The 14,625-nt window shown below is 74.0% G+C and carries 11 protein-coding genes; 5 read left to right on the forward strand and 6 right to left on the reverse strand.

Annotated features, from left to right (window positions below; all coding sequences use genetic code 11):
• Positions 1–218: 218 nt before the first annotated feature.
• The 4 genes from WMF20_RS31025 to WMF20_RS31040 form a co-directional block, all read right to left on the reverse strand.
• Positions 219–584, reverse strand: a complete 366-nt coding sequence (locus WMF20_RS31025) for a HEPN domain-containing protein (RefSeq protein WP_129577785.1) — start codon at positions 582–584, stop codon at positions 219–221.
• Positions 577–1,152, reverse strand: coding sequence for a hypothetical protein (locus WMF20_RS31030; RefSeq protein WP_437605489.1), 576 nt, complete (start codon positions 1,150–1,152; stop codon positions 577–579). The genes WMF20_RS31025 and WMF20_RS31030 overlap by 8 nt, the downstream gene beginning before the upstream one ends.
• A complete protein-coding gene (locus WMF20_RS31035; protein ID WP_437605490.1) occupies positions 1,116–1,859 on the reverse strand; it encodes a hypothetical protein in 744 nt (247 codons plus the stop codon). The genes WMF20_RS31030 and WMF20_RS31035 overlap by 37 nt, the downstream gene beginning before the upstream one ends.
• 175 nt (positions 1,860–2,034) lie before the next feature.
• Complete coding sequence (locus tag WMF20_RS31040; protein WP_437605491.1) at positions 2,035–3,198, reverse strand: DUF6602 domain-containing protein; 1,164 nt, start codon at positions 3,196–3,198, stop codon at positions 2,035–2,037.
• A gap of 635 nt (positions 3,199–3,833) precedes the next feature.
• Here WMF20_RS31040 and WMF20_RS31045 point away from each other — a divergent pair.
• Positions 3,834–5,195 (forward strand): SGNH/GDSL hydrolase family protein, encoded by a 1,362-nt coding sequence (locus WMF20_RS31045; RefSeq protein ID WP_437605492.1) that lies wholly within the window; start codon positions 3,834–3,836, stop codon positions 5,193–5,195.
• 78 nt (positions 5,196–5,273) lie between these two features.
• Here the strand turns inward: WMF20_RS31045 and WMF20_RS31050 are convergent, their stop codons facing one another.
• Positions 5,274–5,729 (reverse strand): GFA family protein, encoded by a 456-nt coding sequence (locus WMF20_RS31050; RefSeq protein WP_129577790.1) that lies wholly within the window; start codon positions 5,727–5,729, stop codon positions 5,274–5,276.
• Between the two features lie 164 nt (positions 5,730–5,893).
• Here WMF20_RS31050 and WMF20_RS31055 point away from each other — a divergent pair, with 164 nt between their 5' ends.
• Positions 5,894–6,922 (forward strand): helix-turn-helix transcriptional regulator, encoded by a 1,029-nt coding sequence (locus tag WMF20_RS31055; RefSeq protein ID WP_437605493.1) that lies wholly within the window; start codon positions 5,894–5,896, stop codon positions 6,920–6,922.
• 39 nt (positions 6,923–6,961) lie between these two features.
• Here the strand turns inward: WMF20_RS31055 and WMF20_RS31060 are convergent, their stop codons facing one another.
• A complete protein-coding gene (locus tag WMF20_RS31060) occupies positions 6,962–10,294 on the reverse strand; it encodes a protein kinase domain-containing protein (RefSeq protein ID WP_437605494.1) in 3,333 nt (1,110 codons plus the stop codon).
• A gap of 442 nt (positions 10,295–10,736) precedes the next feature.
• On the opposite strand from WMF20_RS31060, the gene WMF20_RS31065 reads away from it, so the two are divergent.
• Genes WMF20_RS31065 through WMF20_RS31075 form a run of 3 tightly spaced genes read left to right on the forward strand, consistent with a single transcriptional unit; the run spans position 10,737 to position 14,553 of the window.
• Positions 10,737–11,051 carry a hypothetical protein gene (locus tag WMF20_RS31065; RefSeq protein WP_437605495.1) on the forward strand — a complete coding sequence of 105 codons (315 nt, stop codon included), beginning with the start codon at positions 10,737–10,739 and terminating at the stop codon, positions 11,049–11,051.
• Positions 11,048–12,400, forward strand: a complete 1,353-nt coding sequence (locus tag WMF20_RS31070; RefSeq protein WP_437605496.1) for a hypothetical protein — start codon at positions 11,048–11,050, stop codon at positions 12,398–12,400. The genes WMF20_RS31065 and WMF20_RS31070 overlap by 4 nt, the downstream gene beginning before the upstream one ends.
• On the forward strand, positions 12,397–14,553 hold the full coding sequence (locus tag WMF20_RS31075; protein ID WP_437605497.1) for a hypothetical protein: 2,157 nt from the start codon (positions 12,397–12,399) through the stop codon (positions 14,551–14,553). Before WMF20_RS31070 ends, WMF20_RS31075 begins: the two co-directional genes overlap by 4 nt.
• Positions 14,554–14,625: the final 72 nt, after the last annotated feature.

Raw genomic sequence — 14,625 nt, forward strand, 5'->3', positions numbered from 1 at the left:
AAATGCGCCGCGGCACATTCCTCGAGCGCGCCCGCCCCTCGCGCCCTCGCCCGCGACGTCGTCCCCCCGTCGACACGCGGCCAGCAGCGGCCCGCCAGAGCGGCTTTCGCCGCCCATCCTCTGTACACCGGAGCAACTCGCGCTCGAGGAGGGGCAATGACCCCCGCGCATCGGCGATGTTGCGACCCTCGCTCCCGAGCTGCGACGCTCGGCCCGGCTCATGGCTGCTGGAGCAGCGCCTCGATATGGCTCCTCAGCTCGGAGAGGGGCGAGTCGATCAGACGCTGGACGTCCTGCGCCGACGGCTTGTCGCCATAGTACCGCGCGCGGACGCTCGCGCTCTTCAGCCGCAAGTACTGCGGGACCACCCGCCTCAGCTCCTTGAACGTCTTCGCGAGCCGCTCGCGGTTCTCGTGCGTCGCGGGCTCGATCCGGCCCTTTCGCGCGAGGAACGCGTCCAGGTAGTGGAGCGCCACGTAGAACACAACCGTGACGGCCCAGTCGGGATATCGCTCCTTGTCGAGCGCGTCCAGGAACGCGGCGTTGTGCGCCGCTTGCAAGAGGTGGGTCGCCTCGTCAGCCATGGCACCCCTCCTGCGTGATGCGCAGGGCGCCCGCGGGAGGCGCGAGATCCGGCATGTTCCGCCGGTAGAGGACGGTGGAATCCAGATCCAGCTCGGGAAAGGAGAACAGGCACTTGGTCAAGAGATCGTAGAGCTCTTGCTCGGTCGCTCCCGGGTCGCGGACCACGACCACGATCCGCAGCGGCTCGGTCTCGGTCCAGAGGAAGACGGCGTCGACCTCGTCCAGGGGCGCGACGTGCTCCCTCAGATAGGCGATCAAGGTGGAGAGGAGCTGGCGCCGGGCGGCCCGCGGGTCGTCACGGACGAGCTGGTCGATCTGGCCCTGCAGGCGCTCCACCTGCCGCTTCAGGTCGAGGACGCACTCCTCCAGGGGCGGCTGCGGGGCCCTGCCCATCCAGACCTCGGCCCTCTCGCTCGCCCAGCGGATGAGGTAGAAATACGGGTCGCGACGGCGCGGCGCGCCGGGGGTCGACCTCGGGGCAGGCCACGACTCGTTCGGCGGACGGCGCGAGGCCCTGGGGCCCGCCGGCGTCACGGCGACACGAGGAGCGGTCTCAGCCCCTCCCATACCGCACCCTCCAGCTCGGCTCCGAGGTTCGACCCGAGGGTCAGCTCATGGTCCCCGGACGTCGCGACGACGAGCTCCTCCGCGCTGATGCGCGCCAGCGACACGCGGCTCACCGGACCGCTGGGCGGCTCGACGCGCCACTCCGCCGCCGTCTGCGTCGCGTGGTATCCCTGCCACGACGACCGCTCCGGCGAGAGCTCCATCCCCGCACCCAGCTTGTACACGGCAGTCTTGAGCACGTACGTCGCGCTGATCTCCGCCGTGACCTGCTTCTGTCCAGGCCAGCGCGCCGCGATGAGCTGCAGCACCGCCGGCAACCCTCCGACCCAGTTGCTCGAGCTCACGATGAACTGCGGTGGCGGGCTGTCCCGCAAGCGCTCCCAGCGCAGGTGGAGCACCCCCTCCTCCGGCGCTGCCCCCACGACCTGGCCGAGGAGGCCAGTGATGAACAGCCCATCTGGGTCCGTTGCGGCCGGAAGCGCGAAGAACCGAGCGGTGTAGTCGAGCTCTTCCCCGCGGCGCTCCGCGCCGGCGTCTACTCGGCTGTCGAGCGCTCGACCCAGCTCACGCCACGCCCCGACCTGCGCCCTCCCGCGGATCCACGCGTCGAAGGAGTCGAGAACCGCGCCATTGCCAGCATCGCGAGGCCCCCCCCTCGGCGCCGGCCGCTCGTCGGGGTTGCCCTTCAAGGGTGAACCGTCCACCACGGAGCGGTGTTCTATCTCGCCTTTGTATTTTTCCGCAAGCAATTACCACCCGGAGCACCAAATTCGGTCGTTCGATCTGCCTTTGGTGGTAGTGCGGGGCACGTCCTCCGAAAAGGTGGTCCTGTGTGAGCGTCAAGAACGCCGCCCGAGCTCATCGTGAGGTGATCGTCGGACGTCAGTCGGCTGCCGCAAGCTGCGCATCGAACCCATCCATCCACGGCTCCTCGCCGAGCACGATGCGATCGATGGCCCACCGGAGATGCACGGCTGCGGTGGCGAGCCGGGACACGCCGCAGAGGATCGCGCGCTCCGTGTCAGGCGCGATGAACGGCCGCACCTGTCGCCCGCCGCCGGGTGCGGCGACCGCCTGCACCACCAGGAGCTCGCCCGCGGCGATGGCATCGGGGAGGAGCTCGCGCGGGTGCCCCGACCACACCAGCTCGTCCTCGATCTCCTGAAGCCGGAGCGACATGGCATGCGCCCGTCCGCTCTTCTGGAGTTTGCCCATCTGGAGATTCAACGCCCAGACGGCCCCGTAGAATGGATTGCGAATCACGGGGAACCCTGGCTGCCGCTCGACAGCCACCCCTGGCTGGCCGAACCGCGACGTGACCGCGTCGAGCGGCACCTCGGCGCGCACCAGACGCTTGACGTTGGCGATCTGCCTACATGCCGTCGCCAGGGACTGGCCCAGGTTGCTGGCGCGGACCTTCGCATGCGCATAGAGGGTGTACTTGGCCTCGATGTAGGCGAACACGACCTCCGCTGGCACCTCCTCCTTGGACTCGGGCGCGAGGGGCGTCCGGAAGCGTGCTGCATCGAACACGATGATGTCGTCGCCCGCAGAGTCGCCGTTCCTGTCCACGATATATCCGCGACAGATGCCGATGCGATCTGGGAAGAGCTCCCGGAGCACGCGGCAGAGCGCGATCTCGAACTCGTCCCCCAGCTCGAAGTTGTTCTTTACCTTGGCGCGGATGTTCGCGAGCCTGCAACCGAGGAGCCGGTCGAACTCTTCGACAAAGCCGTTGTAACGGCTCCACCCGGCCGTCGAGCCGCCCGCGACGGCTCCGCGATCGCGGAGGCCGGACACGGTGCCCCGACGAAAGCTCTGCCCGGTGTCGGGCATCGGCAGAGCCACCTCGATGCCCCCTGGCGATCGTCGGCCCTCCAGGCCGGCCTCGGATGGCCAGGGACGCCCGACCTGTTTCCCGAGCCACTCCTTCGCTGCTTCTTCAGGGCGGAAAGGAGCGCGAAGCGTACCTTCGCTGGGCCACCGCGGATCCGGCGGGGCCGCGCCGGCAAGCAGCCGTCCGGTGACCGTCTCGTAGCGTTTCACGCGAATCGCTCACTTCCGAGAGTGAGCGTATCTAGGCATCGAACCATTGTAAGCGCAAGCCGCAAATGCTGGGCTTGCCCCGACAAGACACGCGCATTCCCTTTCCAGCGATGTTTTTATCGCCCCGCGCGCTTTTTTAGGAAACCCTGCGCCTCACAAGACAATGCATTCAGACGTAAGTCACGATCGAGGCCCATGCGGCATGGCGAAGTTTTTTGGCCATGAAGGTGATAATTCGATCGGCCAACCGCAATGCACTCGCGAACGCAGCGTGGACAAAGGTAGGATTTCACCCTACCCACGAGGTTCGGCGGCGTCGACGGCGCTAGCTTCCGGGTGGACGGCGGCGCCCTGGATACGCAGGTCAGTTTCTATACGGCGATATTTTTCCAGGCCGATGGGAGAGGTCGAGTCGCTGACCGCGTGTGCTTTCAACCCAGGGCAGCTCGCCCAGCTCGGGCTTGACGCCCCCGTGACGTGTGCCTCTCCTGCTCCCCGCGCCGGCATCCTGCCCCCCGGGCGCGCCCATGGCGACACCTCCGACCCAGCTCGTGCAGATCCGGGCGAATGAACCTGCATCCCCCCGAACCAGGGAGAGCTTCCCGCGTTCCACGCGAACCACCGAGAGAGAACCGATGGCAGATCGACAGACATCCCACGGAGTCACCCCAGAGCGCCGCAACACCGCGCGCACCTCGCTCAAGCTGCCGAGGCCGAAGCTCGGCCGCCCGCCGCGCGCTTCCTTCCTCGCCGCGGTGATCGCCCTGATCACGGGCGCATGGGGCCGCCCCGCCCTGGCCGCCGATCAGGCGGCCGACGGGCGATGGGTCTCCGCATGGCACGCCAGCGCGACGCCGGGCGGCACCTTCAACTCGCAGGATTGCCCCTCGGACGTCGGCCTCTCCGGCCAGACGGTCCGGAACATCGTCCGCCTGAGCACCGGCGGGAGCTCGGTGCGCGTGCGCATCTCCAACGCCGGCGGCAGCGAGCCGCTCAGGGTGGGCGCGGCGTCAATCGCCGCCTCCGCGGGCGGCGCAGCCACGGTCGCCGGGTCGTCGAAGCCGCTGCGCTTCGCGGGCCAAGCCTCGATCGTCATCGCCGCCGGCGGCGAGGCGGTGAGCGACCCCGTGGCCATGAACGTGCAGGCCCTCCAGACGCTGGCGGTGAACATCCACCTGCCGGCCAACACCGGGCCGGCCACGCAGCACTACTTCGCAGCGCAGGACAGCTTCCTCGCCGCCGGCAACCAGACGGGCGCCGGCGCCGACAAGCAGTTCACGCGGACGATCTCGTGCTGGATGTTCCTGTCGGGCGTCGACGTGAAGGCCCCGCCGAACGTCGTCGGCACCCTGATCGCGCTCGGCGACTCGATCACCGACGGATACCTCTCGACCAAGAACACAAACCAGCGCTACCCCGATTTCCTGGCGCAGCGCCTGGCCAGCCGGAAGGGTCAGACCCTCTCGGTGGTCAACGCCGGCATCATCGGCAACGAGCTGCTCACCGTCCGCCCCCAGCTCCAGTTCGGCTACCCGGTCCCGGCCCGCCTCGCGCGCGACGTGCTGACCCAGCCGGGCGCGCGCGCCGTCATCCTGCTCGCCGGCATCAACGACATCGGCGATCGCTCCGCCAAGGCCGCGGATCTGATCCCGGTCTACCAGCAGATCATCCAGGCGGCCCGCGCCGCCGGGCTGAAGATCTACGGCGGCACCCTGGTGCCGTTCGCCGGCTCGACCGGGACCTACAAGGGCGATTATGGAACCGCCAAGGGCGAGCAGGAGCGGCAGAAGCTGAACACCTGGATCCGCACGAGCGGCGCCTTCGACGGGGTGATCGACTTCGACAAGGCGGTGCGCGACCCGGCCGACCCGAGCCGGCTGCTCCCGGCCTACGACGCCGACAAGCTGCATCCGAACGACGCCGGGTATCAGGCGATGGCGAACGCGGTGAACCTCGACGCGATCATCGGCGACGTCCTCAAGGGGACCTCGCCGTAACGTCACCCTTCCGGGCGCCGCAGCTCCGAAGGCCGGCGAGCCGCCTCATCTGCGGGATGGGGCTCGCCGGCCCCCGACTCAGGCCCTCTTCGCGGCCGTGACCGGATCCACGTACGGCGCGATGGCGAGCTGCTCCCAGGTGTCGTGCAGCCCGTCGAGATACATCACCGGCACCCCGGTGAGGTCCACGCCGTCGAGGCAGTTCAGGTTGACCGAGCAGTACTCTCCGCCGAGCTCCGGCAGGTTTCCGTGCCCGAAGACGCGGATGCCGCAGGTCTTGCAGAACCGGGAGTGACCGGCCTCGGACCGCGAGTAGTCGCCGAGGACCTCCTCGCCGGCGACGAGGCGGAAGGCGCTCGGCTTCACGATGACGCCCCACCACCGCGTCTTCGCGCAGATGGTGCAATTGCACTGCGTCGTCCCGGCGCTCGGGTCGAAGTCGGCCTCGAAGCGAACCGCACGGCAGGCGCAGCTCCCCCGGTAGGTGCCCATGCGGGGGGTCGTCGTGCTGTGCGCGGAAGCGGCGTTGCTCATGGCGATGGCTCCAGGGGGTTTGGGGGGCGGGACGCCTCCGAGCGCCTCGCCCGCGGGATGAGAGGAAGCTACACTCCATTGCGGACAGATTCGGTCCGCAATGTCGCGCGACGTTGCGCGACGTTGCGCGACGTTGCGCGACGTCGAACGATGAGGAGCGGCACGTGATCCAGACCTCCGCGCGGTTGCTGAAGCTGCTGTCGCTCCTGCAGTCCCGGCGCTTCTGGACGGGCGGGGAGCTCGCCGGCGCGCTCGAGATCACCGAGCGCAGCCTCCGGCGCGACGTGGACCGGCTCCGGAGCCTCGGGTACCCGGTGCACGCGGCCCCGGGGATCGGCGGCGGCTACCAGCTCGGCGCCGGCAAGGAGCTGCCGCCGCTGCCGCTCGAGGACGACGAGGCCGTCGCCGTGGCCGTGGGGCTGCGCGCGGCGGCGACCGGCCCCGCGCGGGGGCTGGAGGAGGCGGCGGTCCGCGCGCTCGCGAAGCTCGAGCAGGTGCTCCCGAAGCGGCTCCGGCGCAAGGTGAGCGCGCTCTCGGCCGTGAGCGTGCGGCTCGGCGACGGCGGGCCCACGTTCGACGCGGACGCGCTCGCCGCGCTGGCGAACGCGTGCCGCGACGCCGAGGTCCTGCGCTTCGACTACACGAGCTACAGCGGCGCGGCGAGCGCGCGCGCCGTCGAGCCCTACCGGCTCGTGCACACGAGCCACCGCTGGTACCTCCTCGCGTACGACCTCGATCGCGCGGAGTGGCGGACGTTCCGCGTCGATCGCATCCAGGGCAGGCCGAGGGCCGGGGGGCGGTTCAAGCCGCGCCCGCTGCCCGCCGAGGACGTGGCCGCCTACGTGTCGCAGTCGGTCTCGACCGACGCGTACCGCTTCCGCGCGCGCGTGACGGTGCACGCCGCCGCGGACGTGGCCTCGGCGCAGCTCTCCGGCGTGGCGTGGCGCGTCGAGCCGCTCGGGCCGGACCGCTGCGTGGTCCACACCGGCGGCGCGAGCCTCGACGCGCTCGCGTTCCACCTCGGGTTCCTGGGGTTCGAGTTCGAGGTGCACGAGCCGGAGGAGCTCGTCGACCTCCTCCGCCGCCTGTCCGAGCGCCTCGGCCGGGCCGCGGGGCGGGCCGCGGCGGCGCACGACCCGGGCGCGGCGGCGCACGACCCGGGCGCGGAGGCGCACGACCCCGGCGCGCGCTGAGGGAGCGAAGCGCTCTTCGCCCGCGCGGCGCGATCCCGCTCAGTCCGAGAGCGCCGCCGCCACCGTCGCGTCGAGCCCGGCCTCCCGGCCCTCGGCGAAGCGCGCGTCGTGGACGGCGGCCCCGAGCGCCGCCCGCGCCGCCTCGGCGCACGCGGCGAGCGCCGGCCGCTCGATGGGCGGCACCGGCGTGCCGATGGCCTCGCGGAGCGCCGCCGCGCCGCCGAGCAGGCGGGCGCCGCGATCCGGCTTGCCCGCCCGCACCGCCGCGCGCGCGAGCGCCTCCAGGACGCTCGCCGATCGCCAGAGATCGCCGAGCTCCCGGTGCAGCCTGAGGCTCGCCCGCAGCCGCCGCCCCGCGAGGGCGAGATCGCCGCGCTCGATCGCGACGAGGCCCAGGATGTTGCTCGTCCAGGCGATCCCCTCCTTGAACTTCACCGCCCGCGACAGGCCCTCGCTCTCGTCGCAGAGGCGGGACGCCTCGTCGAGATCCCCGCGGTAGAACGCCGCGCAGCCGAGGTAGAGCAGCGCCGTCGCGGTCCCCTCGCGATCGCCCGCGCGGCGGAGCTCGGGCAGCGCCAGGCGGCACGCGCCCTCCGCGCGCGCGGTGTCGCCCGAGAGCCACGCCGCGAACCCCGAGTAGCCGAGCGCGCGCGCCGCCTCGAGCGTGTCGCCGCGGCGCGTGGCCAGCGCGAGGCTCTCGCCGTGCAGCGCGAGCGCGCGCTCGTAGTCGCCCTGCTCGCGGGCGACGCTCCCGAGGATCTGGACCACCGAGGCGAGCCCGCGCTCGTCCCCGAGCTCGCGGTAGAGCGCCGCGCCCCGCTCGAGCAGCGCGCGCGCCTCGCGGTAGTCGCACTGGAGGAGCGCGAGCGTCCCCGCGCCCCGGAGCGCCGGGGCGACGTGCTCGGGCGCGACGCCCGCCGCGCCCTCGAGCGCCCGGGCGAGCCACGCGCGGCCCTCCTGGTAGTGCCCGTGGATGTACCAGAACCGCGAGAGCGCGGCCGCGAGGCGGACCGGGGCGCCCGCGTCGCCCGCGTCGCCCGGCTGGAGCGCGAGCTCCAGGGCGAGGCGGAGGTTGTCGTGCTCGAGCTCGAAGGCCGCGAGCCACGCGGCCTGCTCGGGCCCGCGGAGCGCCTCGGCCGCGCGCTCGGCGAGCTCGAGCGAGAGCTCCACGAAGCGCCGGTTGCACGCCGCGGCGGCGCCCTCCTCCGCGAGCCGATCGAGGCCGTACTCGCGGAGGATCGCGAGCATCTGGAACCGGGGCTCCTCGCCCGCGACCGGGAGCAGGAGGCTCTTGTCGACCAGCGACTCGAGGATCGCGAGCGTGTCGAGCGCCGGGTCGCGGAAGGCGCACATCTGGTCCGCCATGGCCAGCGAGAAGCCGCCCGCGAACACGGCGAGCGTGCGGAAGGCGAGCTGCTCCTCCGGCAAGAGGAGGCCGTAGCTCCAGTCGATGGCGGCGCGCATGGTCTGCTGGCGCTCGGGCAGGTCGCGCGCGCCGCCCGTGAGCAGGCGGAACGAGCCCGCGGCGGGCGAGGCGCGGCCGGCCGCGCCGCGGTCGCGGAGGCGCGCGAGCAGCGCCGCGGGGGTGAGGACCTTGAGGCGCGACGCGGCGAGCTCGATCGCGAGCGGCAGGCCGTCGAGGCGCGCGCAGATCTCCACGACGTCGGCGACGTTGTCGGGGCCGAGCTGGAAGCCGGGCTTGATCGCCGCGGCCCGGCGGCAGAACAGGCTCACCGCGGAGCTGGCCAGCGCCGCAGAGGCGGTGATCTCGCGCGGCTCCGGCACCTCCAGCGGCGGCACGACGTAGCGCCGCTCGCCCGAGAGGTTCAGCGCGGCGCGGCTCGTCACGAGGAGCGACAGGCGCGGGCAGCTCGCGGCGAGGTGCGCGACCACCGGCGCCGCGGCGGTCAGGTGCTCGAGGTTGTCGAGCACGAGCAGGTGCCGCCGGTCGCGGAGGAAGTGCGCCACGCGCTCCAGATCCGGCCGCGCGCCGCCCTCGCCGAGGCTGAGCGCCTGCGCGATGGCCGAGGGGACGAGCGCCGGCTCGCGCAGCGACGCGAGGGGGACGAAGCACACGCCGCCGGAGAACGCGGGGACGAGGTCCTCGGCGACCTGGAGCGCGAGCCGGGTCTTGCCGGTGCCGCCGACGCCGGTGAGGGTGAGCAGGCCGGCGTTCGGCTCGAGCAGGAGCGCGGCGATCTCGGCGCGCTCGCGGGCGCGCCCCACGAACGGCGTGCGCTGGACCGGCAGGTTGTGGCGCGGCCGCTCGGTCCCCGGCGAGCCGCCCAGCGGCGGCGAGGCGCCCAGCGCCGGCGAGGGCGGGCCGGGATCCCGGGGGCTGCTGGCGGCCTCGCGGAGCGTGCCGCCGGCGAGCGGCTCCGACGGCGCCTCGACCGTCCCCGCGAGCTCCATCGTGGTGGTGCTGAGCATGTCGGTGGCCGCGGGGCCTCCCGGCGACCACGGCTCCCCCGCGCCGGGCGGCTCGGCGGGCGCGCCGGCCGACGCGAGCGCGGTGCGCAGGGCGAGGCTCTGCTCGCGGACCGAAGGGAAGCGCGCGGCCGGGTCGCGGTCGCACGACCGCAGGAACCACGCGTCGAACGCGGGCGGGAGCCACCGCCAGCGCGACGACGGCGGGTAGAGCCGCATGACGAGCAGCGCCACCATCAGCTCGGCCATGCTGTTCGCGGTCCAGTAGATGTCGCCGGTCAGGAGGCGCACGGCGATGAGCCCGATCGCCCACACGTCGGCCGCGGGGCCGAGCTGGTCCGAGCGCCCGCGCGCCTGCTCGGGCGCCATGTAGATGGGCGTGCCGATGGCCGTGCCCGTCGCCGTGAGGCCGCCCGACGCGCCGAGCGCGCCGGGCTCGAGCTCCTTGACCAGCCCGAGGTCGAGGATCTTCACGCGCTCCCGCCCGTCGTCGCCGATCGCGAGGAAGAGGTTCGCGGGCTTGAGGTCGCGGTGGAAGAGGCCCTGCGCGTGAGCGACCTCGAGGGCGTCGGCGACCTCGCCGAGCCAGCGCTGCACCTCGGCGGGCGAGCGCCTGCCGTGGGTGGCGACGAGGTGCTCGAGGTCGTGGCCCCGGAGCAGCTCCATCACCAGGAAGGGCGCGCCGTCGAGCTCCGGGGCGACGCCGGCGTCGAGGATGCGCACGAACCCGGGCGCGTCGAGGAGCCGCATCGCCCGGATCTCGCGCTGGAAGCGGGAGGCCGCCGCCTCGCCGGCCGACGGCGTCCGGAGCAGGACCTTCACCGCGACCCGGCCGCCTCCGTCGAGGTCATCGGCCATGTAGACCGCGCCCGCGCCGCCCCGGCCGATCTCGCTCAGGAGACGGTAGCGGCCACCGAGGACGGTCGGGCGATCGGGGGAGCGCATGGGGCGGCCGCGGTGGGGACGATCTCGCGAGGGCCGCGGCGCCGGCACTTTACCATACGGCGCCCGCGCCCCGCCCTCGGCCGCCGCCGCCGCTCGACGGTGAGGCGTGAGGTGTCGGCGGGCGCGGCGATCATGAGCGCATCATGAGCGCGACGTCGAGCGGTCGAGGGATCTCGAGCTCGGTCGCCCTCCGCTGCGCGAAGCAGGCCTCTGCGTGAACGCGGGCGCGCCCACGATCGCGGCGGGCAGCGCGGGCGCTCGCGCGCGCCCACGCTGCGGAAGGTTCCCGCGCGCCGCGCGAAGCGGGTATGCTCGAGACAGCGCGAGGGGACGGCGCCGAGCCCCCGGAAGCGCCCGCGCTCCATCCGGCGCGGCGCGCATGCCGGGAGCCGGCGCCCCGCGCCCCGGAGCGCCGCCCCCGCCGCTCGCAGGAGAGAGCGCCATGACCAGCACCGTTGACAAGAGCGACGTGTTCCTCATCCCGATGCCCGGCAAGCGCGTGGCGCGCGTCCCCGTCGCGGTCCTGGAGCGCTACGTCGACGGCGGTACGCGCGTCGTGCACGACCCCGGCGAGCCGGAGGACGACGTGACCGCCCACGGGATGTCCGTCGATCCCGCGACGGGCGCGAGCGTCTGGCACACCGAATGGGAGCTCGGCCCCTGCGACTACACGGACGAGAGCGGATTCCCGCAAAGCGCCTACGCCTGGCACCGCCACCCGCTCGGGACCGAGTACACCGAGATCTACCAGAAGTGAGCGCCCCCCGACCGGCCGCGCCCCGCTCCTCCCCGCGCGCGCCCCGCTCCTCCCCGCGCCGCGCGCGCCGCGGTCGCCGACCGGGAGCGCCGCTCCTCGCGGCCGGCGCCTTCGCGCTCGCCCTCTCCGCCGCCTGCATCGAGCGCGGCTACCCGCTCGCCGGGAGCGGGCGGGTCGAGCTCCGCGCCGACGTCGCCGGGCCGCTGTTCGCGGCCGACACGCTCGACGCGGCGGGCCGGCCGGTGCTGCCCCGCCAGAGCCCGTGGCGCACCGAGGTCTCGCTCAAGCTCACCGAGGCGAACGAGCCGGCGTACGGCGCCTACGTCGAGGTCCGCGTGACCCCGAGCGAGGCGCTCGCGCTGCGCCCGGCGGAGAGCGCCGAGGGCGACGGGGCCTCGTGCGGCGTGAAGGACGGCGCGTTCCGCTGCACCGCCGGCACCCAGGGCTACGCCCGCTTCACCGCCGCTTCCGAGGGCGACTGGTCCGGCGAGGCGCGCCTCGTCGTCGCCTGGGCCGACCGCACCGAGGAGCTCCCGATCACGGTGCTCCCCGCGGGCTTGCCGGGGGACGCCACCAACTTCGCGCTCATCGCCGGGGGCCTCGGGGAGAGCGACCGGGTGCTCGCGACGTACGTGCCCCTCACGTGCACGATCGGGCCCCTGCCGGACGACCTCGGCGCCACCTGGCGGCCGGGCGCGATCCGGTCGCGCGAGGCGCGCGTCCGCGCGTCGCCCCCCCAGAACGCGCCGGGCGTGGTGGAGCACGCCCCGGTGATCATCGAGTCGCTGCACAGCGAGGCCGCCCTCTCGCTCGCCCCCGATTGCCGCGAGCGGACCACGCGCCTGCGCGTGCTGCTGGGCGCGACCGGGGAGAGCCCGCCGTTCACCCTGTGCTTCAGCGACCTCGGCGGGGAGGTGAGGCTCGCCGTGAGCTCGGGGCAGAAGGCGCTCGAGCCGAACCCCTCCCTCACCGTCGATCCCGAGCCGCGCCTGCTCCGCGTGCGCGCCCTCCGGAGCGTCGTGACCGCGGGGACCCCGGGCGATCTCTTCGAGGTGAGCGCCTACAACGCCGAGCGCGTGCGCATCGCCGTCCCCGTCGACCTCGACGTGGGCGACGACCGGGTGATCGCGCTCGGCGAGGCGTCCGTGACCCTGCGCGGCGAGGACAGCGAGGCGACGATCATCCAGGGCGTCGCCGTGGCGCCGGGGACGACGGCGCTCCGGGTCACGCCCCGCCTGCTCGCGAGCCCGGAGTGCTCCTCCGAGCCCATCACCGTGGTCGCGCCGGAGCCCGCCGTGGTCGCGCCGGAGCCCGAGCCCGAGCCGGGAGACGAGGAGGGCTCGCCGTGAGCGCGCGCAGGCCCGCGATGCTCCTGTCGGCCGCCGCGCTCGCGCTCGCGCTGGCGGCGCCCGCCGCCGCGCCGGCGCAGGACGAGCCCGAGGCGGACGCCGGCGAGGCCGAGGACGGCGCGCCCGCGGCGGGGCCGGCCTCGGCGCGGAGCGCTCCCTCCGCGCCGCCCATGGCCGTCCCCGCCGACTTCGGCGGCAGCCTCCAGGTCGTCCGCGCCCCGGCGGGCGCGGTCGGCGCCGCGACCGCGTCGGCGGGCGGGCCGGAGATCTTCCCGGACGCGCGCCGCGTCTGGATGACCGTCCGCGACACAGATCCGGTCCCGATCGAGGCCGCGCGCCGCGGCGGTCGCTGGCTGTGCAGCGGCGGCGGCTGCGCGGCGCAGACCGGCGACCCCGGGCAGAGCCCCGTCGGCGACCAGATCCTGCGCTCGATCAAGCTCCAGACCCCGACGCTGCCCCTCCCACTCACGGTCTGGGGGCGGCTCAGCGAGGACGGCCAGCGCCTGCTCGACTTCGATCCGGTGCTCCTCGGCCGCCGCTCGTACCGGCACGTGTGCGCCTACCGGCCGGTCGTCGATCCCGCGAGGTCGCCCTCGGGCGCGCCGGCCGCGCCGCCGCCCGAGCGCGTCGACGCGTGCCGCGACGGCCGGCCCGAGCCGCCGCCGGCCGACGCGGGCGAGCTCACGCTGGGCATGCAGTGGCCGAAGCAGTCGGAGATGGCCGACTTCCACTACCTCGCCATCGTCGACAGCTGCGGCAACGCCCGGGTGCAGCCGTTCCAGCGCACGTTCACGGTGCCGGTCCTCGAGGTCGCCTCCGGCGCCTGCGGGCGCCCCGACGGCAAGGTGCTCCGCGTGTTCCCGGGCGGCGGCTGGCTCCGCGTCACCGCCTTCAACCTGCACGCGCCCGCGGCGGGCAACGTGGTCAACGCGACGTACCGGGTCACGATCCCGCCGCTCGAGAACCTTGTCGAGTCGAACCCCGCGCGGCTGCTCTTCCCCGATCCGCTCGCCGACGACCTGAAGGTCGACTGCGGCCCCACGCCGATCGCGCCCCCCCGCGCCGAACCCGGGGGCGCCCCGTCGCCGGGGAGCCCCCGCCCGCCCGGGCCTCGCCCGCCCGCCGCCGCCCCGCCCGCGGGCCCGGCGGCGCCGCAAACCGCGGCGCAGGCCCCCTCCCCGGCGCCGCCGCGCGCCGCCCTGCCGCGGCGGGCGCCCGCCGTGGATCCGTCGCGCCCCGGACCGCAGCCGCTCGCGCACGGCGCGGTCGTCATCTCGCCGTCGCCGCTCCGGCTGGGCAACTGCCGGATCCGGCTGACGGGCCAGACCAAGCACCGGCTCGTGGCGCCGCTCGCGCTGCACGTCTCGCTGACGCGCACCGACCAGATGCGGGGCGGCGCGCCGATCGAGCTCCTCCAGGACGGCACGTGGATCGTTACGCCGAGCAGCGCGGAGTTCCCGCTCCCGCCGCTCGCCGACGATTTCGACGGGGACGCGCGGCTCCGGCTGGCCGTCTACAGCGATCCGCTGAGCCCGCAGGGCAAGGTGGTGCTCCTCTCCGACGCCGGCCGCGTCGCGAGCTCGCTCCGCTCGAACGAGCCCGGCGATCCGGAGCGCGCCCGGCGGCTCGTGGGCTCGGTGGCGATCCACTCGGTCCCGCTGTGCGGCGAGGACAACTTCGAGACGCTCGAGGCGGCGGGGAGCTGCTTCCGCGCCTACCTGACCGTCCCGGCGATGCTCGCGACCCTCCAGATCACCCGCGCGCCGTGGGTCGAGAAGCCCCTCGTCACGCGGAGCGTGCTCAGCGCGGTCGGCGTGGCGCTCGCGATCGACCGCTACGATCCGGTGGAGCGCCGGGCCTTCCCGGTCGCGGCGCAGCTCGGCGGCTTCGTGCAGACGCTCGGCGAGGGGCGGGTCGGGTTGCTCGGCTACGTGGGCGTCGCGCCGACGGTCCCGATCCTCGGCTCGGGCGGCAACACCACGTCGTTCGGCTTCCTGGCGGGGATCGGGCTGGAGTACATCACGAACGAGGCCGGGCCCGACGAAGGGCTCAAGCCGGCCGCGTTCGTCTCCGCCGTCGTGCAGGTGGGCCAGGCCGCCCCGCAGGTCTCCACGAGCGGCCGCGCGAGCTTCGGCACGTATGCGGGCGACTGAGCCGCCGCGGCGCCGCTCCGGCGCACCCCCGGCGGCCGCGCGCCCCGGCGGCCGCGGGCCCCGGCCGCGCCC

It is taken from the genome of Sorangium sp. So ce834 (assembly GCF_051521425.1).
Lineage (GTDB): Bacteria > Myxococcota_A > Polyangia > Polyangiales > Polyangiaceae > Sorangium > Sorangium cellulosum_D.